This is a genomic window from Solidesulfovibrio alcoholivorans DSM 5433 (assembly GCF_000702665.1).
Taxonomy (GTDB): domain Bacteria; phylum Desulfobacterota; class Desulfovibrionia; order Desulfovibrionales; family Desulfovibrionaceae; genus Solidesulfovibrio; species Solidesulfovibrio alcoholivorans.
Genome location: NZ_JNJA01000004.1, coordinates 403696 through 427006, shown reverse-complemented (window position 1 = coordinate 427006; position 23311 = coordinate 403696). Strand labels below are relative to the sequence as shown.

At 64.5% G+C, this 23311-nt stretch carries 15 protein-coding genes and 1 tRNA gene; 3 read left to right on the top strand and 13 right to left on the bottom strand.

From position 1 onward, the window contains the following. Positions 1-23: 23 nt before the first annotated feature. The gene (locus Q368_RS0110445; protein WP_029459013.1) at positions 24-545 is read left to right on the top strand and encodes a hypothetical protein; all 522 of its coding nucleotides are present in this window, start codon (positions 24-26) and stop codon (positions 543-545) included. A 90-nt stretch (positions 546-635) separates the two neighbouring features. Here Q368_RS0110445 and Q368_RS26970 read toward each other — a convergent pair whose 3' ends face one another. From Q368_RS26970 to Q368_RS0110390, 12 genes are all read right to left on the bottom strand, one after another. After that, positions 636-1208, bottom strand: coding sequence for a hypothetical protein (locus Q368_RS26970; RefSeq protein WP_245611321.1), 573 nt, complete (start codon positions 1206-1208; stop codon positions 636-638). A gap of 30 nt (positions 1209-1238) precedes the next feature. Continuing rightward, entirely contained in the window at positions 1239-1532 is a 294-nt protein-coding gene (locus Q368_RS26965; RefSeq protein WP_245611320.1) for a hypothetical protein, read from the bottom strand. A gap of 139 nt (positions 1533-1671) precedes the next feature. Beyond that, entirely contained in the window at positions 1672-3828 is a 2157-nt protein-coding gene (gene ldhH, locus Q368_RS0110435; RefSeq protein ID WP_029459012.1) for an L-lactate dehydrogenase (quinone) large subunit LdhH, read from the bottom strand. Beyond that, positions 3829-4455, bottom strand: coding sequence for a LutC/YkgG family protein (locus tag Q368_RS0110430; protein WP_029459011.1), 627 nt, complete (start codon positions 4453-4455; stop codon positions 3829-3831). It abuts the gene before it with no gap. Between the two features lie 79 nt (positions 4456-4534). Then, positions 4535-6169 carry an L-lactate permease gene (locus tag Q368_RS0110425; RefSeq protein ID WP_029459010.1) on the bottom strand — a complete coding sequence of 545 codons (1635 nt, stop codon included), beginning with the start codon at positions 6167-6169 and terminating at the stop codon, positions 4535-4537. A 147-nt stretch (positions 6170-6316) separates the two neighbouring features. Next, positions 6317-7381: a phosphotransacetylase family protein gene (locus tag Q368_RS0110420; protein WP_029459009.1), complete on the bottom strand. Its 1065-nt coding sequence runs from the start codon at positions 7379-7381 to the stop codon at positions 6317-6319. Between the two features lie 22 nt (positions 7382-7403). After that, the gene (locus Q368_RS0110415; RefSeq protein ID WP_029459008.1) at positions 7404-9515 is read right to left on the bottom strand and encodes an acetate--CoA ligase family protein; all 2112 of its coding nucleotides are present in this window, start codon (positions 9513-9515) and stop codon (positions 7404-7406) included. Between the two features lie 36 nt (positions 9516-9551). Then, a complete protein-coding gene (locus Q368_RS0110410) occupies positions 9552-10850 on the bottom strand; it encodes a (Fe-S)-binding protein (RefSeq protein WP_029459007.1) in 1299 nt (432 codons plus the stop codon). 1 nt (position 10851) lies between these two features. Continuing rightward, entirely contained in the window at positions 10852-12231 is a 1380-nt protein-coding gene (locus Q368_RS0110405; RefSeq protein WP_029459006.1) for an FAD-binding oxidoreductase, read from the bottom strand. Positions 12232-12249: 18 nt separating this feature from the next. After that, positions 12250-15891: a pyruvate:ferredoxin (flavodoxin) oxidoreductase gene (gene nifJ / locus Q368_RS0110400; RefSeq protein WP_029459005.1), complete on the bottom strand. Its 3642-nt coding sequence runs from the start codon at positions 15889-15891 to the stop codon at positions 12250-12252. A gap of 460 nt (positions 15892-16351) precedes the next feature. After that, complete coding sequence (locus Q368_RS0110395) at positions 16352-17773, bottom strand: sigma-54-dependent transcriptional regulator (RefSeq protein ID WP_029459004.1); 1422 nt, start codon at positions 17771-17773, stop codon at positions 16352-16354. Beyond that, the gene (locus Q368_RS0110390; RefSeq protein WP_029459003.1) at positions 17770-21180 is read right to left on the bottom strand and encodes an ATP-binding protein; all 3411 of its coding nucleotides are present in this window, start codon (positions 21178-21180) and stop codon (positions 17770-17772) included. Before Q368_RS0110390 ends, Q368_RS0110395 begins: the two co-directional genes overlap by 4 nt. Before the next feature lie 298 nt (positions 21181-21478). On the opposite strand from Q368_RS0110390, the gene Q368_RS0110385 reads away from it, so the two are divergent. Together Q368_RS0110385 and Q368_RS0110380 are read left to right on the top strand one after the other, a co-directional pair. After that, a complete protein-coding gene (locus Q368_RS0110385) occupies positions 21479-21886 on the top strand; it encodes a bacteriohemerythrin (protein ID WP_029459002.1) in 408 nt (135 codons plus the stop codon). Between the two features lie 224 nt (positions 21887-22110). Beyond that, positions 22111-22204, top strand: a tRNA-Sec gene (locus Q368_RS0110380). Positions 22205-22358: 154 nt separating this feature from the next. On the opposite strand, the gene Q368_RS0110375 is transcribed toward Q368_RS0110380, so the two are convergent. Further along, positions 22359-23246 (bottom strand): LysR family transcriptional regulator, encoded by an 888-nt coding sequence (locus Q368_RS0110375; RefSeq protein WP_029459001.1) that lies wholly within the window; start codon positions 23244-23246, stop codon positions 22359-22361. Positions 23247-23311 lie beyond the last annotated feature (65 nt).

Genomic DNA, 23311 nt, shown 5'->3' with positions numbered 1-23311 from the left:
CGAATTCGCTACTGGAGGTTTGCTTGGGCAAGTTGCGCGCGGAGAAGCTCTCTCCCAATCCGGATTTCGATCTCTTTTTGTTTCTGAAGGTTTCCGGGGCGGCCAAGGTGGAACAGGCCCAGTGCGACCTGTGCCTTGGCCATTGGGACGCCTTCCGGGAGCACCTCAAAGGCTACCGGTTCGCCGCGCCCGGTTCCAAACGGGGCGTGGTCCTGTTCTTTCTGGAGCCTGCGGCCGAAGGGCTGGTGGAAGAGGCCTGGGCGCGGTCGCCTTCGGAAGGCTTCGCCCTGCACAACCTCGCCGTGTCCATGGTCATGGGCGCGGCGGCGCAGTGCGTGCCGGAAATCGAAGCCGGTGCCTGCGCGCCGTTGCCGACGCCGGACCGCGACCTCAAGCGCCGCCTGGAAAACCTGGGGCTGGTCTGGAACGACGCCGGCAGCGTCAGCGTGCAGTACGCCGTCATGACCTACGAACCCTATGGCGGCGGCTGCGCCGTGTGCCATCTGCGGGCGTCGTGCCCCAAAAGCGAGGTCGCGCGCGGCTGACGCACACCTGCCGCGCGCCTGTGCGGCACCGGGGCGTAGACAGGCGACGCGGCGCTCAAGGAATCCCGGCTCGCCGGCGGCGACGCGATCTCAGCGCGTGGCCGTGAATTCCTTTTCCGCCACCACGGCCTGCAAGGCATCGAGATCGGCCAGGGCCTTGGCCGTGACGAGGCGCTTTTTCCCCATGGACAGGGCCACGGCCTCGATGTTGGTGTTTTCCCGCGAAAGGGTCAGCACTTCCTGCGTCACCCGCCAGAAATCGGCATAGGCCGCCTTGGCCGGCGGCAGCGCCCCGACGACGGCCGGATCGGCAAGGCCCGCGAGTGCGTCGAACGCGGCCTCGGCCCGGGCGTGCTGGCGGTTCATGGCCGCTTCCAGGCCGTCCATGCCGGCGGCGGTCTTTTCGTCGATGTGCTGGGCGTGCAGGGAGAGCACGGAAAGCGCCGCCGTGACGATGCGCAGGGCGTCCCGGCCGGCCCGGCAGTCCGGGGCGTCGATGACCGGGGTGAGCGCCTGTTGCAGGCGGTTGACGGCCAGCGCCCCTTCGGTGCGCGAAAGCTGCGCCGCGCGCAGATTGGTGTTGCGCCCGGCCAAACCGCGCAGGCTCGCGTCCACGGCCGCCATGTCCGTGAAATCGGCGGCCACCGCGCCAAGGGCCGCCATTTCCTTCTCGTTTTCCGTCTCCTCCACAAGCTACGTCAACTGCCCCATATTCCGCTTCACCGCGGCCATGCCGTCGCGGGCGCTGTCCAGGAACTGCCTGGCCTCGGCCTGGCTTGGCGAGAGCAGGGCGTTTTTTTCCTGGTCCACGGCCAGGAGCAGCCCGGCCCGCACCGAACCGATAAGCTGCTGTTTCTGTTGCAGGACGGCCAAATTGGCGCGCACGTTGTCGTTTGCGCAACCGGAAAGGGCGAGGAGGAAAACGGCGCAGGCGGCCGTGAGGCAGGCGGCGACGCGGCGGCGTGCGGCGGCGAGGGAATCGGACATGAGACCTCCATGCGCGGTGTCTGCGGTCTTGTACCGCCGGGGGAGGACCCGGACAAGGGCCGCGCGGCAACCGTGCATGAAAAAAAGGAAAGGCCGCGCCCCAATGGACGCGGCCTTTCGCTTGTTCGCGGCACGGACGCTAGCCGCGCTTGAGGCGCGCGGCCAGGTATTCGGCCACGTGGCGGACCTCGAAGGCCGTACCGTCATGCTCGAAGCCGCCGCGGATCTGCATGATGCAGCCCGGGCAGTCCGTGGCCATGGCCGTGGCCCCGGTGGCTTTGAGGTTGGCGATCTTCTTGCGCAAAAGCTCCTTGGACAATTCCGGGAACTTGACCGAGAACGTGCCGCCGAAGCCGCAGCAGACGTCCTCTTCGGCGGCCGGCAGGTAGTTCAGCCCGGCGTCGCGCAAGAGCTCCCGCGGGGCTTCGGTCACGCCCAGGCCCCGGCACAGGTGGCACGGCGCGTGGTAGGTGACGTCCTTGCTCGGGCCGCTGAAGGCCTCCCCGCGCATGCCCAGCACGTCGTGGACGAAGGAACTGAAGTCCATGACCCGCTGGGAGAACTGGGCCGCCTTGTAGGCCATGGCCGGATCGTCCGCGAACAGGCGCTTGTAGCCGTGCTTGAGATAGGAGGCGCAGGAGGCGCACAGGGTGACGATGTAGTCGAACCCCGCCGCGTCGATGGCGTTCATGTTGTGGGCGGCCAGTTCCTGCCCGGCCTTTTTCTCGCCCATCATCATGAGCGGCAAGCCGCAGCACGACTGGCCCATGGGGTATTCCATGGCCACGCCGGGTTTGCTCGCAATCACGGCCACGGCCGCTTCCATCTGCTCGGGATAGACGAAGTCCTGCACGCAGCCGGAAAACAGCGCGACCTTGATGTCCGCCTTGGCCACGCGCGGCCGGATCTTTTCCCAGCGGTCGCGGAAGGCCTCGTCGGCGATGGCCGGCAGGGCGCGGAAGTCGTGGTCCTTGAACAGGAACATGGGCAGGTGGCGCAGGTAGCCGCCGCCGGACACGGGCTTTTGCAGCAGCCGGGCCGACTTGAGCATGGTGTGGAAGAGCGTGCGGTTTTTGAGCACCATGCCGGCGGCCGAGGAATACAGCGGATGTCCCTCCTCGTCCTGGATGCGGGCATGGACTTCTTTGATCATGGTCGGCAGGTCGATACCGGCCGCGCACACGGCCTTGCAGGCCCCGCAGTTGAGGCAGTTCTGCACCAAGTTCCTGGCCTTGTCCCGACCGTGGAAGAAGTAGGTGGCGACGAGCCCGATGGCCCCGATGTAGACGTGGCCGTACTTGTGTCCGCCGACCAGGCGGTAGATGGGGCAGACGTTGGCGCAGGCGCCGCAGCGGATGCAGCGCAGGGCCTGCTTGAAGAGCGGATCACGGGCCATGGCCAGGCGGCCGTTGTCCACAAAGACGATGTGGTGGACCTTCTTGCCGTCCGGGCCGGTGGCGCAGGGCACCGCGCCGGTGATCCAGGTGACGTAGGAGGTCAGGTTCTGGCCGGTGGCGTTTTTGGGCAGGCACTTGATGATGCGCAGGGCGTCGTGCAGCGCGGGCACGAGCTTGTCGATGCCGGCGATGACCACATGGACCCGGGGCAGGGTGGTGGTCAGGCGGGCGTTGCCCTCGTTGGTGATGATGCCGATGCTGCCCGTGGCGGCGATGGCGAAATTGGCCCCGGAAATGCCCATGTCGGCCTGGCAGTATTTGGGGCGCAGCTCGCGGCGGGCGACCTTGACGAGCTTTTGGATGTCCACCTCCTGCTGCTTGTGGGTGACCTCGGTGAAAAGGTCGGCCACCTGGTAGCGGGAGAGGTGGATGGCCGGCATGACCATGTGGGTGGGGCCTTCGTGGCGCAGTTGGATGATCCATTCGCCGAGGTCGGTTTCCGTGACGTCCAGGCCCTGCGCCTCGAGGTGGTCATTGAGGTGCGTTTCCTCGGCGGTCATGGACTTGGATTTGACGACGGTCTTGACGCCGTTTTCCTTGGCGATGCGGGCGATGATCTCGTTGGCCTCGTGGGCGGTGGCGGCCAGGTGGACCTTGGTGCCGGCGGCTTCGGCGTGGCGCTTGAACTCCTCGTAGAGCTCCATCAGGTGGTCCACGGCGGCGTCCTTGGCCGCGGCGATCTCGCTGATCAGTTCCGGTGCGTCGATGCCGGCGAAGGCGTTGGCCCGTGAGGTGCGGTAGGCCACGGCGAACTTGTCCAGGGCCTCGCGCTGAAATTCGTTGTCCAGGGCCTCGCGCAGCTGCTTGCGGTATTGGCTCAGGTTGGCGGCGTCTTGCATCTACTTGCCCTCCAGGATGAGGATGTGCATTTCCAGGGGCCCGTGCACGCCAAGGGCCAGCACGCGCTCGATGTCCGCGGTGCGGCTGGGGCCGGTGATGAACGCGGTGTAGTTGGGCTGCCCCATCCAGGCAACGAGGGTGGGCTCGAAATCGTAGGAATCGGCCACGATGGCGCTTTCGGGGAGCAAGGCGATGTGCGTCTCGGCGACCATGGTGGCCAGGCGCACTTCCTCGTCCGTGGAGCGCACGACCACGGTGCCGGTTTCGGCGATGCCGGCGGCGGCCATGGTCACGGCGATGTCGATGCCGCCGAGGCGCTGGCGCATGCCCTTGGTGATGACGGCGATGCCGCGTTCCTGGCATAGCGCGGCCAGCTTGGCCACTTCCTCTTCGGGCAGGTCCGGGGCGCAGATGATTTTTTGCTGTTTGGTCCCGCACAGGGCTTCGGCCGTGTCCGACAGGGGGGCGTCGCAGCCCGAGGCAAGGATCTGACAGGCCTCCTTGTTGGCGCACACGTCGGCCACATAGGCCAGGGCGTCGTCCATGGAGGCGACGGTATTGACGACGGCCGAAACGAGGCCGGCCTTTTCCTTGAGGCGGTCGACCAGGGCTGGGGGAGTCGACATAAGGGTCTCCTTGTGGTGCGGGAACGGCCCGGCCGGCGCCGGATGCGCCGGACCGGGCCGCATGAATCGAAGTGACGGGCTAGGGCAGCATCCACTTCAGGGCGTAGGCCTGAAGCAGGGTCAACACGGCCACGAAGCAGAGCATGGCCAGGGAGTGGGGCAGGGTGAACCGGAAGATGTCGCCTTCCTTGCCCACCATGTTCGAGGCCGCGGTGGCCACGGAGATGGACTGGGGCGAGATCATCTTGCCGGTGACGCCGCCCGAGGAGTTGGCGGCCACGGTCAGGTGCGGATCGACGCCGATCTGCTGGGCGGTGGTCTTCTGCAGTGAGCCGAACAGGGCGTTGGAGGAGGTGTCCGAACCGGTCAGGAACACGCCCAGCCAGCCGAGAATCGGGGCGAAGAACGGGAACAGCGCGCCCGTGGCGGTGAAGGCCAGGCCCATGGACGAGCTCATGCCGGAGTAGTTCATGATGTAGGCCAGGCCCAGGATCAGGGCGATGGTCACGATGGGCCACTTGAGCTGCTTGATGGTCCTAAACAGGCAGGGAATGGCCTTGTCGTAGCTGTATTTCGGCATGAAGATCACGGAGAGCAGGCCGGCGATGAGGATGGCCGTGCCAGGGGTGGACAGGAAGTTGAACTTGAACTGCGCGGCGTAGGGGGTGTCCTTGGCGACGATGGGCGCGGCCTTGACGACCACGTTGTGCAGGCCGGGCCAGTCCAAGGTCGGGGCGAAAATGGCGTTGAGGACGTTCTGGACGGGCTTGATGCCCCACAGGAAGACCATGATGGCCAGGATGATGTAGGGCATCCAGGCGCGCAGGATCTCGCCGCCCGAGTACTCGGATTCGACGACGCGCTGGGACGCCGGCGGCTCGTCCGGGAAGTGCCAGATGTTTTTCGGCTTCCAGACCTTGAGGAAGGCGCCGAGGCCGATGATGGTGACGACGGCGGAAATGATGTCGGGCAGGTAGGGGCCGACGAAGTTGGAGATCAGGAACTGGGAGCCGGCGAAGCAGACGCCGGCGATGAGGACGGCCGGCAGGATTTCCGTGGTCCGCTTGAAGCCGCACATGGTCACGGACAGCCACAGGGGCACGATGACCGACAGAAAGGGCAGCTGGCGGCCGCAGATGGCGCTGATCTTCATCATGTCGAGGCCGCTGACCTGGGCGGCGACGACGATGGGGATGCCGATGGCGCCGAAGGCGACCGGCGCGGTGTTGGCGATCAGGCAGATGCCCGAGGCGTAGAGCGGGTTGAACCCGAGACCCACGAGCATGGCAGCGGTGATGGCCACGGGCGTGCCGAAGCCGGCCGTGCCTTCGATGAAGGAGCCGAAAGCGAAGGCGATGAAAATGGCCTGGAGGCGGCGGTCGTCGGTGATCTGGGCCAGGGAGTTCTTGATGATGTTGAATTCCCCGGATTCAACCGTCATGTTGTACACCCAGATGGCCGTGATGACGATCCAGATGATGGGGAAGATGCCGATGGCCGCGCCGTAGAGCGTGGCGTCCAGGGCGAGCCCCACGGGCATGCCCCAGGCCGCGATGGCCAGGATGACGGCGGCCAGGGTGGCGGCGAACGCGGCCTTGTGCCCGGCCATGCGTTTGACGGCCAGCATGTAGAACAGCATGTACAGGGGAATGCCTGCAACCAGGGCTGAAAGCCCATAGCTTCCAAGCGGTTGGTACTGTTGGACCCACGACATGTTGTACGCTCCTTTTGGGTTGATATTCGCCAGCCGCTCCCTGTCCCGTCGCCAAAAGGGGGGGTGCAGGCCGAAACCGCTTACGGGCTGCGCCCACGGCCCGGGGGCGCGCCGGCGACAGGCGCGTCCCCAGGCCAGGACGGCAGCTTAGATGCCCAGGTTCTTTTTGAGCGCGGCCAGGTTCACGCCCTGCTGCACGAGCTTGGCCCCGTGCTCGATGCGCGACTTGTCGCGCAGCTTTTCGCGCGTGAGCATGAGTTCCATTTTCTTGGCCACGGTGAAGGTGTCGTCGCGCACGACGATGACCGGAATGCCCTTGTCCTCGGCCTTGGCCAGGATCATGTCGTTGGGATAGAGGTTGCCGGTCAGGATGAGCGCCGCGCAACTGCCCTCGAGGGCCACGAGCTGCAGGTCGGCGCGGTCGCCACCGCACAGGATGGCCACGTCCTTATGGCGCTTGAAGAAGGTGACGAAGTTCTCCACCTGCATGGTGCCGATGAGGAAATTGACCACCAGATTGTCGGTATGCCCGCCCGAGGTGATGAGCCGGCCGCCCAGGCCGTGGGCCAGATCGGCGGCGCGCACCGCGAACATGATGGGGTCGTGGGGGATGATGCCGAGCACGTCCACGCCGCGGCGCTTGAGGAAGGGCACGATGAGCGTCTCGGCCTCTTCCCGGAAGTGGTCCGGCACGTCGTTCAGGATGACGCCGGCAAGGTCGTCGCCGAGGGCCTCCTTGGCCGCGGCCAGATAGTCATAGTTGTATTCCTGGAGATAGCGGTCCACGAGCACGACCTTGGCGCCAAGCGCCTGGGCCACGGACACGCCGTCCACGCCGCAGTACTTGCCCGAATACAGGAAGCTGCCCGAGCCGCCGACGAGCATGACGTCCTTGTCGGCGGAGAGCTTCTTGTAGCTGTCCACGATGCCGGGCAGCAGGTTGGCGCAGTCTTCGAGAAAGGCGCGCATGCGGAAATCGCGGGTGATGACGACCGGGGTGACCAGGGACGGCGTTTCGGACAGGCCCAGGGCCTGCTGCATGAAATGCGCGTCCTCGTCGCCGATCTGGTTTTCCACCTTATGCGGCACCGCGCCCACGGGCTTCATGTAGCCCACGCGCAGTCCCTCGCGCTGGAACTGCTGCCCGAGCGCCAGGGTGACGAGGTTTTTACCCGAATATCCTTGCGTGGACCCGATGTAGAGACCGATCATAGGATTGTTCCTCCTGGTGTTCTTATTGGGCGCTCAAAGTGATGCGCACGTCGGCCACCACGGCCTTCTCGGCATTGACGAGCACGGGGTTGAACTCCGCTTCCTGGATTTCCGGGAAATCCAGCGCGAGTTCGGACATGGTGAGCAGGATGTCTTCGATGGCCTGGAAGTTGACCGGAGGCTCGCCGCGCACGCCCTTGAGCAGCATGTAGGACTTGATCTCGCGGATGATGTTTTTCGCGTCGTCGCGCCCGAGCGGCGCGAGGCGGAAGGCGATGTCCTTGAGGATCTCCACGTAGATGCCGCCGAGGCCGAACATCAGAAGCGGCCCGAACTGCTCGTCGCGCTTGAAGCCGATGATGATTTCCTTGCAGCCCTTGGGCGCCATTTCCTGGACCAGGCAGCCGGCGATGTAGGCTTCGGGGCGCAGGCGCTGCGCACGGGCCGTGATGTCGAAGAAGGCGTTTTTGACGGCTTCGGCGTCGGCGAGGTTGACCTTGACGCCGCCCACGTCGGACTTGTGCGAGATCTGCGGTGAGGCGATCTTGAGCACCACCGGGTAGCCGATCTTTTCCGCGCCGGCCACGGCCTCGTCGGAGGAGCGGGCGAGCACCGTGTTCGGCGTCGGCAGGTTGTAGGCCCTGAGCACTTCCTGGGCCTGGAACTCGACCACTTCGGTCGCGCCCTTGGCCCGGGCCTCGTTGATGACGAGCCTGGCTTTCTGGCGGTTGCGTCGGATGTCCGGGTATTCCTGGGCCGGGGTCTGCCGCCAGAGGTTGTAGTGGTACATGGTCTCGATGCTGCGGATCAGGGGCTCGGGATAAATGGAGCAGGGGATACCGGCGTCGCCGAGCATCCGCACGCCGGGCTCGATGCGCATGCCGCCCATGTAGTTGACGAAGATGGGCTTCTTCGTGAGCTTGGCGATGTCGATGATCGCCTCGGCCGTTTCGACGATCTGGGCGGAGGCCGTCGGCGTCAGCAGCACCAGGATGGAGTTGACCTGGGGATCGTCGATGACAACTTCCAGGGTCTTGCGGTAGCGCTCGGCCGGGGCGTCGCCTACCACGTCGATGGGGTTGTACAGCGAAGCGTAGGGCGGCAGGAATTCCTTGAGCCGCTCGATGGTCGAGTTGCTAAGGCGCGCCATGTGCAGCAGCGGCGACTTCTCCGTGGCGTCGGCGGCCAGGATGCCGGGGCCGCCGGCGTTGGTCACCACGCAAAGGCCCGGCCCTTCGGGCAGGGGCTGGGTGGAGAAGGCCAGGGCGAGGTCGAACAGGGTGGCCATGTCGCCCGCACGGATGACGCCGGTCTTGCGGAAGGCGGCGGTGTAGGCCGCGTCCGAGCCGGCGATGGCGCCGGTGTGGGACGAGGCGGCCTTGGCGCCGGCCGCGGTGGTGCCGGACTTGATCATGATGACGGGCTTTTCCCGGCAGACCTTGGCGGCCTGCTCGATAAAGTCCGCGCCGTTGGAGACGTTTTCGATGTAGCCGAGGATGACCTTGGTGTTGGGGTCCGTGCGCAGGTATTCGAGCATGTTGGCTTCGTTGACCACGGCCATGTTGCCCATGGACACGAACTTGGAGAAGCCGACTTCCTCACCGAGGGCCCAGTCGAGAATGGCCGTGCACAGCGCGCCGGACTGGGAGAAGAAGGCGATGGAGCCCTGCTTGGGATAGCCGGCGGCGAACGACGCGTTGTTGTCGTTGTGGGTGCTTAAAAGGCCCAGGCAGTTGGGGCCGACCATGGCGATGTCATGGGCGGTGCAGATTTCGATGAGCTTTCTTTCGAGGGCCGCCCCTTCCTTGCCCACTTCCTTGAAGCCGGCCGTGATGATGATGGCGGACTTGCACTTGATGGCGGCCAGGGCTTCCATGGACGGCACGACCGCGGCCACGGGCACGACGATGACGGCCAGGTCGAGGCCCACGGGCAGGTCCTCGATGCGTTTGGTCACGGGCAGGCCCATGATTTCGTCGGCTTTGGGGTTCACGGGGATGAGCGTCCCCTTGAACCCGGCCTCCTGCATGTTTTTGACCACCGTATGGCCGACCTTTCCCGGCGCCGCGGAGGCGCCGATGACGGCTACGGTTTTCGGCGCGAATAGCGCCTGGATGTTCTCTTTAAAACTCATTCGGCTACCTCGCTCGCCTTTTTGGGTGCGGCCGGGCTACTTCCCGGCCAGAGTCTCCGCGTAGATCTCCACCGGATGCCGGATGGCCAGCTTGTCGCCGGCCTGGGACAGCATGTCCCCGATTTGCAGCATACAGGCGGGGCAGCTCGTGGCCACGACGGAGGCACCCGTGGCGACGATGTTGTCCCGCTTACGCTTTCCAATGCGCTTGGAGAGGTCGTAATGCTGCAAGGTGAAGCTTCCGCCGGAACCGCAGCACGAATCCGCGCCTTCCATCTCGATGAGGCGGTAGCGCGGATTGGCCGCAAGCAAGACCCTGGGCTCGGCGGAAATACCCAGGGATTTTTTCAGGTGGCAGGGATCGTGGTAGGTGACCGCGATGTCGCCCGCGCCGGCGGCCGCAGGGGCCACCTTGACGTCCTGGACCAGAAAGGCGCTGATATCCTTGACCTTCTTAGCGAGCTCCCGGATCTTGAACCGGGTGGACTCGGGCAGGCCTTCGGCCATCAGCGGCCATATTTTCTTGATGGTCGAGGTGCAGGTGGCGCAGGGCGTGACCAGCACGTCGAAGTCATGGTCGCCGAAGAGCTTCATGTTCGCGGCGACCAGGGTTTCGAAGGTGTCGCGATCGCCCGAGGACAGGGCCGGGATGCCGCAGCAGGCCTGGCCGTGGGGCATATAGACGCCGACGCCGTGATGGTCGCAGACATCGAGGACGGCCTTGCCGATGCGCGGGAACATCTTGTCCACCACGCAGCCGTAGAAGAACGCCGCCTTGAGGCCCGAGGGGCCGCGCGGCGTGTCGCGCTCGGCCTGTGTCGCGTGCAGGGCGGAACCGGCCAGGGGCGCGAAATGGCGGCCCTCCAGCAGGTTCGAAAAGATCCTGGCGCACGACGAGCCCACCATGTCGTTGACCGGACGGGTGAAGATGCCTTGGAACTTGGCCGCGATGGACATGACGGAGTCGAACAGTCGGGGATTTTTTAAAAGTCCCCGGAAGATCGCCCGCTTGACCGGCGGCAGGCCGTAGTAGCCCGTAAGGAAGGCGCGGGCCTTGAGGAAGATGTCCAGGGCCTTGACGCCGCTCGGGCAGTTGGCCTGGCACGAGCCGCACAGCAGGCACGCGTCCAGGCGTTCCTTGACGCCGGCCGGGTCCTTGATGACCTCGTCGGCCAGGCATTCGAGCAGGGCGATCTTGCCCCGGGCCACATGGCCCTCAAGCCCCGTTTCCGCGTAGAGGGGGCACACGGCCTGGCACATGCCGCAGCGCATGCAGGCCACAAGCTGGTCGTCGATCTGCTTGAGCAGGCCGACCAGTTCACGCATCTCGCTCATATCATTCCCCCGTGATCTTGCCGGGATTGAGAATTCCCTTGGGATCCAGGGCTTTTTTCAGTTTCCTGGCGTAGAGGATGGAGCCCATGCCCACTTCCTTGGCCATGTATTTGGACTTGGCGGTGCCGATGCCGTGTTCGCCGGACAGGGTGCCGCCAAGGGAGAGGGCCACGTCGAAGATCTCGTCGATGGCCGCTTCGACGCGCTTCCATTCTTCATGGTCGCGCTTGTCGGTGAGGATGGTCGGATGCAGGTTGCCGTCGCCGGCGTGGCCGAAGGTGCCGATGGTCAGCTTGAACTTGGCCGCGATCTTCTCCAGCGCGCCGACCATGGCCGGGATCTGGGAGCGCGGCACCGTGGCGTCCTCGAGCACCGTGGTCGGGCGCACCCGGGCCAGGGCAGAAAGGGCCGCGCGGCGGGCTTCCCAGACCTTGTTGCGTTCGGCCGCGTCCGTGGCCACGTGGATGCGCGTGGCGCCCACGCGTTTGCAGATGGCTTCGACCTCGGAGGCTTCCTCCTCGACCTGGGCCGGGTGGCCGTCCACTTCGATCAGCAGCAACGCCTTGGCGTCGGTGGGCAGGCCCGCATGGGCGAAGTCCTCGACGGTCTTGATCGTGAAGTCGTCCATGTACTCGAGGGTCGCGGGCACGATCTTGGCCGCGATGATCGCGGCCACGGTCTCCGAGGCCTTGCCCAGGTCGTCGAAGACGGCCATCATGGCCTTGCTGGCCTTGGGCGGCGGCACGAGCTTGAGGATGATCTCGTTGAACACCCCGAGCGTGCCTTCGGACCCGACCATGAGCCCGTGCAGGTTCATGCCGGTCACGCACTTGACGGTGCGCGAGCCGGTTTTGACGAGTTCCCCGTCCACGTCATAGAGGGAGAGGCCCATGACGTAGTCCTTGGTGACCCCGTACTTGAGGCCGCGCAGGCCCCCGGCGTTTTCGGCCACGTTGCCGCCGATGGTGGACACGGCCTGGCTGCCCGGATCGGGCGGATAGAACAGGCCGCGCCTCGCCACCTCGGTCGCGAACTTGGCCGTGACCACGCCGGTCTGGACCACGGCATACATGTCGGCTTCGTTGATCTCGATGATCTTGTTGAGTGCCCCGGTCAGGGCGACCACCCCCCCCGGAGAGGGGATGGTGCCGCCGGAGAGGTTGGTTCCCGAGCCGCGCACAGTCAGCGGCAGCCCGAGTTCGTTGCACGTTTTCACCACCCGTCCCAGAGCCTCGGGCGTCTCGGGACGCACGGCCAGGGCCGGGAGCTTGGGGGGAAGGACAGCCGCATCGTAGGAGTACGAGTGGCGGTCCACCTCGCTGGCCAGGACGTTTTCCTTGCCGACGATTTCCTCGAACTTCTGGGACAGGTGGTTATCCATGGTTCCTCTCGCTTTGGCTTATTTCCCGGAACGGCCTTCGTCGCAAGGCTCGCCGGTCTCGGGGCGCGCGTGTTCGGCGGATTCCGCGGTGGCGCAGAAGGCCGGATCGTCGGCCGCGCCAGCCGCGCCGGCCCCGGCGGGACCGTCGAAGACCGGCATGGCGGCCAGGTATTCAAGCTCCTTGAAGCGCTTCTTGTAGGCCGCTTCCATTTCGGTGCGGTAGCGCAGCGACATCTCGGGGTGCATCTTCTCCAGGGCGGCGTAGCGCACTTCGCCGGACAGGAAGCCCTGGAAGTCGCCGGCCGGCGCCTTGGAGTCGATGGTCAGCGGGTTCTTGCCCTGGGCCTTGAGGTCCGGGTTGAAGCGGAACAGCGGCCAGTAGCCGGTTTCCACGGCGAGCTTGGCCTCTTCCATGGACTTGCCCATGCCCTTGCGGATGCCCTGGTTGATGCAGGGGGCGTAGGCGATGACGATGGAGGGGCCTTTGTGGGCCTCGGCTTCGAGGAAGGCCTTGAGCGCCTGGTTCTTGTCCGCGCCCATGGCGATGGAGGCCACGTAGACGTAGCCGTAGGTCATGGCCATGCGGGCCAGATCCTTTTTCCCGGTGACCTTGCCGGCAGCGGCGAACTTGGCGATGGCGCCGAGCGGCGTGGCCTTGGAGGCCTGGCCGCCGGTGTTGGAGTAGACCTCGGTGTCCATGACCAGGATGTTGACGTCCTCGCCCGAGGCGATGACGTGGTCGAGGCCGCCGTAGCCGATGTCGTAGGCCCAGCCGTCACCTCCGAAGATCCACACGGACTTCTTGGTGAAGATGTCGGCGTCGGCCAGGATCGCGGCCTGGGCGGGCACGTTGCCGTCCAGCAGGGACTTCATCTGGTCGCCGTACTGGCGGGAGCCGGCGGCGTCGTCCTTGTTCGCCAGCCAGCCGGCCAGGGCGGCGCGCAGCGCGTCGGAAAGCGAGCCTTCCAGGGCGGCCTGCACGTTGTCGGCCAGTTTGTCGCGGCGCTGCTTGAGGGCCATGTTGTAGCCGAAGCCGAACTCGGCCGCGTCCTCGAACAGCGAGTTGTTCCAGGCCGGACCGAAGCCCTCGGCGTTGACGGCGTACGGCGAGGTGGGCGCGGAGCCGCCCCAAATGGAGGAGCAACCCGTGGCGTTGGCCACCATCATGCGTTCGCCGAAGAGCTGGGTGAGGAGCTTGACGTACGGGGTCTCGCCGCAACCGGCGCAAGCGCCCGAGAACTCGAGCAGCGGCTGGTAGAACTGGCTGCCCTTGAGGTTCTCGCGCTTGACCAGAGCGCCCTTGTTGGCAAGCGTCATGGCGAAGGTGTTGTTGGCCACCTGGGTCGCCATTTCCTCTTCCAGGGGCTTCATGACGAGCGCCTTCTGCTTGGCCGGGCAGACGTCGGCGCAGGAGCCGCAGCCCATGCAGTCCATGGGGAAGACCTGCATGCGGTAGGCAAGGCCCTTGAGCTCCTTACCCGTGGCCGGCAGGGTTTCGTAGGACTCCGGAGCCTTGGCCATTTCGGCCTCGTCGGCCAGGAAAGGCCGGATGGTGGCGTGGGGGCACACGAACGAGCACTGGTTGCACTGGATGCAGTTTTCCTTGATCCAGTGCGGGATGTTGATGGCCACGCCGCGCTTTTCGTACCGCGAGGTGGCGGTGGGGAAGGAGCCGTTTTCGGCAAAGGCGGAAACCGGCTGCTCGTCGCCTTTCTGGGCCAGGATGGGCCGGATGACCTTGTTGAAGTACTCGGGCTCGTTGGGCGCGGCCTCGGCGGCGTCGGCGGCGCTGGCCCAGGAGGCCGGCACCTTGATCTCGACCAGCCCGTCCATGGCCATGTCCACGGCGTCGACGTTCATCTTGACGATCTTCTCGCCCTTCTTGCCGTAGGCCTTCTGGATGGAGTCCTTGAGCAGGCTGATGGCCTGATCGATGGGCAGCACGCCGGCCAGCTTGAAGAAGGCGGTCTGCATCACCATGTTGATGCGCGCGCCAAGGCCGGTCTTGGCGCCGATGGCCACGGCGTCGATGTTGTAGACCTTGAGCTTCTTGTCCGCGATGGTGCGCAGCATATGGCCGGGCAGGTTGGCCTCGAACTCCTCGGCGGTGTTCCAGGAGGAATTGAGCACGAACGTGCCGCCTTCCTTCACGCCTTCCAGGATGTCATAGACGTGCACGTAGCTCGGCTTGTGGCAGGCGATGTAGTCCGCAGCGTCGACCAGGTAGGTGGACTGGATGGGCTTTTTGCCGAAACGCAGGTGCGAGACGGTGATGCCGCCGGACTTTTTGGAGTCATAGGCGAAGTAGCCCTGGGCGTAGAGATCGGTGTTGTCGCCGATGATCTTGATCGCCGACTTGTTCGCGCCGACGGTGCCGTCGGAGCCGAAGCCCCAGAACTTGCACTGCACGGTGCCTTCGGGAACCGTGGGCAGCGGGCCGCCCATGGGCAGGGAGGAACCGGACACGTCGTCGTTGATGCCGACGACGAAGTGGCGCTTGGGCGCGGCCGCGGCCATGTTGTCGTAGATCGATTTGGCCATGCCGGGGCGGAATTCCTTGGACCCGAGGCCGTAGCGGCCGCTCATGAGCTTGGGGATCGCGCCGCCGCGTTCGATGAACGCCGCGCACACGTCCTGGTAGAGCGGATCGCCGAGGCTGCCGGGTTCCTTGGTGCGGTCGAGCACGGTAACCACTTGGGCCGAGGCGGGCATGACCTTGAAAAGCGCATCCGGGGCGAACGGACGGAACAGGCGCACCTTGACCAGGCCAACCTTCTCGCCCTTGGCGTTCAAGTAGTTAACCACTTCCTCGACGGTTTCGCACGAGGAGCCCATGGACACGATGACGCGGTCGGCGTCGGGCGCGCCCACGTAGTCGAAGAGCTTGTAGGGACGGCCGGTCAGCGCGCCGACCTTGTCCATCATGGCCGAGACGATGCCGGGCAGCACCTGGTAGTAGGGATTGGAGCGCTCGCGGCCCTGGAAGAAGATATCCGGATTCTGGGCGGTGCCGCGCAGGTCGGGGTGCTCGGGGTTCATGGCCTTGGCGCGGAAGGCGGCGATCTTCTCGTAATTGACCAGGCCCTTGATGTCCTCGTAGTCGATGACCTCGATCTTCTGGATCTCGTGCGAGGTGCGGAAGCCGTCGAAGAGGTGGACGAAGGGCACGCTGCCTTCGATGGCCGAGAGGTGGGCGACGAGCGCGAGGTCCATGCACTCCTGGACCGAGGCCGAGGCGAGCTGGGCGAAGCCGGTGGAGCGGGCGGCCATGACGTCGGAGTGGTCGCCGAAGATCGACAGGGCGTGGGTGGCCACGGCGCGGGCCGACACGTGGAAGACGGCCGGCAGGAGTTCGCCGGCGATCTTGAACATGTTGGGGATCATCAGCAGCAGGCCCTGGGAGGCGGTGAAGGTGGTGGTCAGGGCGCCAGCGGCGAGCGACCCGTGCACCGCGCCTGCCGCGCCGGCTTCGGACTGCATTTCGCGGATGGTTACGGTCTGGCCGAAGATGTTTTTCAGCCCCTTGGCCGCCCACTCGTCCGCGATCTCGCCCATGGTGGACGAGGGGGTGATGGGATAGATGGCTGCCGTATCGCTTAAGGCATAAGCGATATGGGTCGTGGCGGTATTGCCGTCCATGCTTTTCATCTTCTTGGCCATGCTCGCGTCTCCTTGAAGGTTGTCGTTCGACCGAAAAGAAGGAAGGCCGGGTCGACGCTTCCTCCCTAGGCAATCCTCGTGCCAGATGTAAAAAGGCGGAAAGACTTCGATGCGTTGTCGCTCAGGCAATCCCACTCCTGGCTGTAACGGCAGGCGGCATCCGATTTTTCGGATATCGGCGAAAGAGCTAATACCGCGAAATATAAGGGTTCGTAAAGTAATTCCGTGACTTTGGCTTTGTCTGTTTTTTCAGACAGTATTTTTTATTCCGAAAAATCAGACACCCCGAACGCCGATCCGGCCTGGAATGGGATTCCTGGCTCGTCATGCCACAACAGGCAAGGAATGGCACGGGGAAAAGGATGAAATATGGATTGTTCCAAAAGACGCAAAGTCGGAGGCGCACGGACGCAAAATGCGTCCGAGAAATAAATGGAAACGCGGATTTCGCCAGCTGCGGTCAGTCCGGAATCGCCAGATTGTTCTTTTTGAGCAGCGCGTAGAAATGCGACCGCGACAGACCCGAGATTTCGACCATGACCGCCACGTCGCGGCCGTGCGCGGCAAGCAGTTCCTCCAGGTAGCGGCGCTCCATGGTTTCCTTGTAATCCTTGAGCGTCTGCCGCCCCGCAACGGGCGCGGGCGCTTCCCCGACCAGCGGCGCGAGAGCCGGAAAGGCGCGCTCCTGGAACGCCAGCCCGCGCCCGAGGCTCGACTTGGCCACCTTGATGCGCAGGTCCTGGGGGAGGTGCATGCTGTAGAGCGTCTTTTCCCGGCCCGACGCCAGGCAGGCGCGCTCCAGGACGTTGCGCAGCTCGCGCACGTTGCCCGGCCAGTCGTGGGCCTCCAGGGTGGCCAGGAATTCCGCGTCGAAACCCTTGGGCGGCAGGCCGTATTCCGAGCAGAGCGCATCGACGATGGAGAGCGTGAGCGGCTTGATGTCCTCGGGCCGCTCGCGCAGCGGCGGCAGGCGCAAGGTGATGGTCTGGAGCCGGAAATAGAGGTCGCGCCGGAACTGGCCGGCCTCGACCATGGCCTCGAGGTTGCGGTTGGTGGCGGCGATGAGCCGGAAGTCGCTCTTGCTCTCGGTTACGGCCCCGACCGAGCGGAAGGTCTTCTCGTGCAACACGCGCAGGAAGGTCTTTTGCAGGGAAAGCGGCATCTCGCCCACTTCGTCCAGGAACAGCGTGCCGCCGTTGGCCAGTTGCACAAGCCCCACCCGGTCGGCCGTGGCTCCGGTGAAGGCCCCTTTCTTGTGGCCGAAAAGCGTGCTCTCGACGAGGGATTCGGTCAGGGCGGCGCAGTCCACGGTGACGAAGGGGGCTTTTGCGCGGGCGCTGTTGGCATGGATGAGGCGCGAGAAAAGCTCCTTGCCCGTGCCGGTCTCGCCCGTGACCAGCACGGCGGCGCTCGAGCACGCGGCATGGGCGACCTGGTCCAGGCAGGGCTGCATGCGCGGGCTCACCGTGACGCACCCGGCCAGGGACAGCGACACCGGCGCGCGGTCGCAGCGCCGCTCCTCGCGGTAGCGCAAGGCACGCTGGAGCGTCAGCATGATCTGCTTGATGGGCGAGGGCTTGACCAGATAGTCCCACACCCCCTCCTGGATGGCCAGTTCGGCCCCGTCCGGGTCGCCGATGCCCGTGAGGATGATGACTTCCGGCGCGTCGGGCAGGCGTTTGATCTCGGGCAGGGACGCCAGGCCGTTGCCGTCGGGCAGACGCACGTCCAGGAACAGGACGTCGAAATTCTCGCGCGAAAGCAGTTCCAGGCCCGCAGCGAGGGTGCCGGCGGAGTCGCTGGTCAGGCGCATCTTGCGTGTGAGGCTGGCGATGGTGTCGCGGACTTCGGGGTCGTCGTCGATGATGCAGACGGATTTCATGCGGCTTTGGTCTGGGGCTTGGCGTCGAGCACCTCGCGGATGGCCGCGGAGATGATCGCCTGGTTGTAGGGCTTAAGCACGATTTTCTTGATGTTGCCGGCCATCTCGCGGTCCTCGATGTCGCCCAGGCGGCCCGAGACGAGGATGACGGGCAGGTTCGGGGCCAGGGCGGCGATCTTGCCGGCCAACTCCAGGCCGTTGATGTCGGGCATGTCGAAGTCGGTGATGCAGACGTCGAAGGCGGCGGGATCGGAGGACAGGCGCGCAAGGGCCGCCGCGCCGCCGCCGAAGGCCGCGACCTCGTGACCGAGCTGGGCCAGCACGCGGGGGATGGTCAGCAGCTGGTCCTCGTCGTCCTCGACGAAGAGGATGCGGTCGCGCCCCCTGTTGGGGGCCGCGACAGGCGGCAGGGCGGGCGCGTCGCCTTCGGCCAGAAGCGGCAGGAACACGTCGAAGCGCGTGCCGGCCCCGGGCTGGCTGGCAACGCGCACCGCGCCGCGGTGGCTTTTGACGATGCCGCGCACAACGGCAAGCCCGAGCCCTGTGCCTTCGCCTTTCTGCTTGGTGGTGAAGAAGGGGTCGAAGATCTTATCCAGAATCTCCGGCGCGATGCCCGGGCCGGTATCGGCGATGGAAATGCGCGCGTGACGGCCGGCGCGCACGCCGACCTGCCCGGCCAGGGTTTCGTTCAAATCATCCTCGGCCAACGTCAACGTCAGCATGCCGCCGGACTCGCGCATGGCCTGGAAGGCGTTGGTGCACAGGTTCATGACGATCTGGTGCAACTGCGTGGGGTCGGCGCGGCAGGTGACGGCATGGTCGGGCAGGTCCAGCACGATCTTGATGTTGCGCGGCATGGACGCCTTGAGCAGGCCCGTGGCCTCGCTCACCACATCCACCACATTGATGGCCGCAAAGCCCGCCTGGGACGGCCGGGTGAAGGAGAGAATCTGCTTGACGAGCCGGCTGCCGCGAAGGCCTGCCTTGAGCACGCGGCGCAGGTCGTCGTCCACGGTCGTCTCGGGCGGCAGGTCCATCAGCGCGAGCTCCGCGGAATTGATGATCGAGGTGAGAATGTTGTTGAAGTCGTGGGCGATGCCGCCGGCCAGGGTGCCGATGGCCTCCATCTTCTGCGACTGGAGCAACTGGCGCTCGAGACTCACCTTCTGGGTCACGTCCTCGGCCGTGGAGAGCACGCCGACCACCGCGCCCCTGTCGTCGTGCAGGGGGACTTTTTTGATCTCGAGCAGCACGTCGGCCCCGCGCACGTTGCGCGCGGCCAGTTCGCCGGCCACGGTGCGGTTGTTGCGCATGACGTCGATGTCCGTGGCCCGCACGGCATCCATGTCCTCGCGGCGCAGCGGCAACGCGTAGTCGTCGCGCCCCCGCAGGTCCTCCAGGTCGGCGAAGCCGAAGAATTCGATAAAGGCCCGGTTCGCGCCGATGTAGCGCAACGCCTTGTCCTTCCAGGAGACGAGCTGGGGGATGTTGTCGAGGACCAGGCGCAGCATTTCCTGGGATTCGCGCAAGGCCCGCTCGGCCTCGTGGCGCATGGTCACGTCCTCGACCACGCCCTCGACGTAGGCCAGGTAACCGCCCGGGTCGGCCACCAGGCGCATGTTGACGTTGACGGTGATGATCCTGGCGTCCGGGCGCACGAACCGGGTTTCGAACTTGACGGTCGCTTCCTCGTCCTCGACCGAGGCGAGTAGGGCTTCGAAGCGTTCGCCGCCGGAGAAGAGCACTTCCACGAGGTCGCCGCGCCGCGCCGCCAGTTCCGCCAGGTCGCGCACGCCGAGCATGTTCAGGAGAGCCGGGTTGACGTCCACGGTCTGGCCGTCCGGGGTCATGCGGAAGATGCCCAGGGCGGAATTCTCGAAGATGCCGCGGTACTTCTCCTCGGCCTCGCGCAGCTGCTCCGAGGCGCGCCGCAGTTCGGAGATGTCGTAGAGCACGCCGACGAGGCCGGCGATCTGGCCCTTGGCGCTTTCGTACACGGCGCGGTGCAGGATGACCGCGCGCGGTTCGTCGTCGGCGGTCATGATGGAGGCTTCGCCCACGCGCACGCCGGGTTCGCGCAAAAGCAGGCTGTCGCCGGCGTCGAGGAAGCGCGACAGCGGCGCGGCGCCGACGCCGGCGCAGGCTTCAGCGGGCGTGGATTCGCCGGCTAGGCCGCACCAGGCGCGAAAAGCCGGGTTGCAGCCCTTGTAGGCCCCGGTCCCGTCCTTGAAGTAGAGGGGGATGGGGATGGTGTTGACAAGCGTCTCCATGAAGGAAAGCTGGTCCTTGATGGTTTCCTCCACGCGGCGGCGGCGCAGGATGTTGGTCATGAGCAGGACCAGAACGTAACAGAGGACGATGACGCTGATGATGACCGTCCAGAAGACGGCGATGTTGACGTGGTAGAAGGGGTAGGGCTCGTTGATGAGCGTGAAGTTCGAGGGCAGCTTGTCCGTGGTGATCCCGAGCCGCAGCATTTCCTTGTAATCGAAGACATAGGCGTCGTCGGTGCGCGTGACCACGGGCAGGGCGGACAGGGGCACGCCGTGCAGGAGCTTGTCCGCCATTTCGGCCACGAGCCGGCCTTCCTCGAATCCGCTGTGCATCTTGCCGCCGACGATACCGTGGCCGAGCATGAAGCGCCAGGCGCTGTAGATGGGCACGTCGGAGTTGGCCCGTATGGCCGCGAGCACCTCGTTGACGGAATAGACGTCCTTTTGCGTATCCTTGTAGAAGGGAATCAGGAAGATCATGGCGTCCACCGGCAGGGCATGCACCGCGTCGAGGATTTCCTGCAGGCTCAGGTTGTCCTGGTACTCGAACGCCAGGCGGCCCACGAAGGCGGGCTCCACGGCGCGCAACTGGTTGCCGATGGCCACGCCCGTGACCGAGGTGTCGCCGAAGATGACGAGGCGACGACGATCCGGATGGAAGCGCAGGGCCAGTTCCAAGGTCTCGCGGATGTCGGGTTCCTCGAGCACGCCTGTGTAGTTGGGGTGGCCGTCGAGCCACTGCGGATGGAAATCGTTGACGCCGCAAAAGACCACGGGCGTGTTCGGGAAAAGCTCGTCCTGGTATTCGCGCAGGAAGTTGAAGGCGAAATTGTCCGAAGCCAGGATGACTTCGAAGCGGGTGTTGCGGTATTTGAGCTTGTAGAAATCGTGGAGCATGCCGCGAAGGACCGGATCGGTGAACTTCTTCGAGTCCATGTACTCGATTTGCAGGTCCACGTTGAAATCGGAATGGGAAAACGCGTCGCGGATGCCGGCCAATATCTCGTCCGACCACTGGTAGCCGTTCTGGTAGGAGTTGAAATAGAGGACGTTTTTGCGGATTTTTTCGGCCATGGCCGAACCCGGTCCGAGAAGGGCCAGGAGGAGAAGGCAGGAGAGAATCCGTCGGGGCATGGCTGCTCGCGGCATAAGTGGCGTCCGGCGCAGGGCGCTCGGGCTGTTTCGGGCAATGTCGTCACGAGCGCCCGGGAAGTCAAGAGAAGGTCGGGCCGCGCCTGGAAAGAGAAGCGCGGCAACGCTTGCCGCAGGGCATTATTGTGTTCCTAAAAAAAACAAGGCTATACTTGTTGGCATGTTAACGAAACGGGCCGCGACCGGATCTTGCCGTGGTATTGCATATAGGATAATTTTAGTTTCATTAATCCTACTTAACCGGTTGGCAACAACCAGCCGGATTTCCAGGAGGTTTGTCATGAGTCTGCTTGCATGGAGTGACCGCCTTTCTGTGAACATCGCCGAGATCGACAAGCAACACCACAAGCTCGTGGACATGGTCAACGAACTGCACGACGCCATGAAATCAGGCAAAACGGAAAACGTGCTGATGCGCATCGTCAAGGAGATGAAGGAGTACGCGGCCACGCACTTCGCGCTGGAAGAGCGGTATATGAAGGGCAACAACTATCCTGACTACGCCGCGCACAAGACGGAGCACGACAAGTTCGTGGCCAAGGTGGTGCAGGTCGAAAGCGACTGCAACAAGGGAAAATGCGCCATGTCCATGGATATCCTGAGCTTTCTTTCCAGCTGGCTCGTCAACCATATCAAGGGCACGGACAAGAAGTACGCCCCGTTTCTCAACAACTGCGGCATTCATTAAGGAAGGGAGGCGAGGGAGCGCGCGCGATGCGCGGGGGTTCGCTTGATCGCCCAGGTCCTGACGACTGCCCGGTATGCACCCTGCCGCTGTCGTGCAAGGGCCACGCAACCTCTCGCCGCCGCGCCGGGAGCGAATGCCGCTTCCGGCGCGGCCCGCCACCTGCGCCCAACGGCGCGAACGACTTGCTCAGAACGCCAAAAACAATTATTAAGAAGTGTTTGGACGGAAGCGTTTCGTCACCGGTGTGGCGCCTGGACTTCAAATCCAGTGTGTGGCCGAGAGGTCACAGGTAGGTTCGACTCCTATACGCTTCCGCCATTGTTGGAGATTTCCAAGAAACTCTCCTCCTCGAAAGAGCCCCCTTTCCTCTCACTCCGAAATCTTTCCTATAGATCCCCCTCGGGTCGTACGATCTGGGACCTTGGGCAGTGAGAATTGCTGCGTCTATAATGACAAAGCCGGTTTCCTCATTTCATGCGCGCGAAGCGTAGTTCACCTGGATGTGATCCACGAACAGACGAACTCTCTGGGGAAGTTGGCCGGGCCCTGTCACCAGATAGACGTCATGCTCGAATCCCCCGCTCCACTGCGGGAGTACCCGTACCAGACGTCCCGCAATCTCATCCGGCACGGCCAGCAGGTCCCGGAGCAGGGCGATGCCATGTCCGGCCAGCGCGAAATCGCGGCACATCTCCACGGAACTGAAGGTGTATTGGGGTTCTATGTCGACGAGGACCTGCCGGTTGCCGTTGTGCATGGGCCAGCGGCGTCCGAAACGTTCGAGCACGATGCACGGGAGCCGGTGCAGATCCTTCGGCTCCACCGGCATGGCGTGATGTTTGAATAGCTCGGGGGACGCGTACAAAAAAGGCTCGATGGTCATGAGCTTTCTGGCCACAAGCGGTGGGGCGATGGAAGGCCCGATGAGAAAGGCGACGTCATAGGGCTCGGTGCGCAGGTCAACCGAGTGCTCCGCAAAGGTCAGGTCCATCCGGATGTCGGGCCAACGCGCAGCGAAATCGAGCAACATACCCCGCATGTGATCCTCGTACATATCCCGGAACATGCAGACGCGCACCAAGCCAGAAGGCTCCCTCATGTTTGTCACTACGGAATCATAGGCCTTTTGCGTTTCGCTAAGAATGAATTCGCACCGTTGTATCAAGAGCGAGCCGGTATCTGTCAGCTTTACATTACGTGTGTCCCTGTAAAAGAGCAGCACCCCCATCCGCTTTTCCAGCAATTTGATGCGTCTTGAGAGTGTCGAAGCGCTCATCCCCAATATTTCAGCAGCCTTGAAGAAACTTTTCTGCCGGGAGACCGCTGCGAGGAGTGGCAGGTCTGTCAGAAACTCTTGCATGATTATGCCCATTTTTGGATTAGAGTTTTCTGTTTGGGCTGTTTATTTATTTTTTGAGGATGCTA

Coding starts and splice junctions, on each gene's coding strand:
- Q368_RS26970 (WP_245611321.1), bottom strand. CDS start 1,208: ATGGCGGCCCTTGGCGCGGTGGCCGCCGATTTCACGGACATGGCGGCC.
- Q368_RS26965 (WP_245611320.1), bottom strand. CDS start 1,532: ATGTCCGATTCCCTCGCCGCCGCACGCCGCCGCGTCGCCGCCTGCCTC.
- ldhH (WP_029459012.1), bottom strand. CDS start 3,828: ATGCAAGACGCCGCCAACCTGAGCCAATACCGCAAGCAGCTGCGCGAG.
- Q368_RS0110430 (WP_029459011.1), bottom strand. CDS start 4,455: ATGTCGACTCCCCCAGCCCTGGTCGACCGCCTCAAGGAAAAGGCCGGC.
- Q368_RS0110425 (WP_029459010.1), bottom strand. CDS start 6,169: ATGTCGTGGGTCCAACAGTACCAACCGCTTGGAAGCTATGGGCTTTCA.
- Q368_RS0110420 (WP_029459009.1), bottom strand. CDS start 7,381: ATGATCGGTCTCTACATCGGGTCCACGCAAGGATATTCGGGTAAAAAC.
- Q368_RS0110415 (WP_029459008.1), bottom strand. CDS start 9,515: ATGAGTTTTAAAGAGAACATCCAGGCGCTATTCGCGCCGAAAACCGTA.
- Q368_RS0110410 (WP_029459007.1), bottom strand. CDS start 10,850: ATGAGCGAGATGCGTGAACTGGTCGGCCTGCTCAAGCAGATCGACGAC.
- Q368_RS0110405 (WP_029459006.1), bottom strand. CDS start 12,231: ATGGATAACCACCTGTCCCAGAAGTTCGAGGAAATCGTCGGCAAGGAA.
- nifJ (WP_029459005.1), bottom strand. CDS start 15,891: ATGGCCAAGAAGATGAAAAGCATGGACGGCAATACCGCCACGACCCAT.
- Q368_RS0110395 (WP_029459004.1), bottom strand. CDS start 17,773: ATGAAATCCGTCTGCATCATCGACGACGACCCCGAAGTCCGCGACACC.
- Q368_RS0110390 (WP_029459003.1), bottom strand. CDS start 21,180: ATGCCCCGACGGATTCTCTCCTGCCTTCTCCTCCTGGCCCTTCTCGGA.
- Q368_RS0110385 (WP_029459002.1), top strand. CDS start 21,479: ATGAGTCTGCTTGCATGGAGTGACCGCCTTTCTGTGAACATCGCCGAG.
- Q368_RS0110375 (WP_029459001.1), bottom strand. CDS start 23,246: ATGCAAGAGTTTCTGACAGACCTGCCACTCCTCGCAGCGGTCTCCCGG.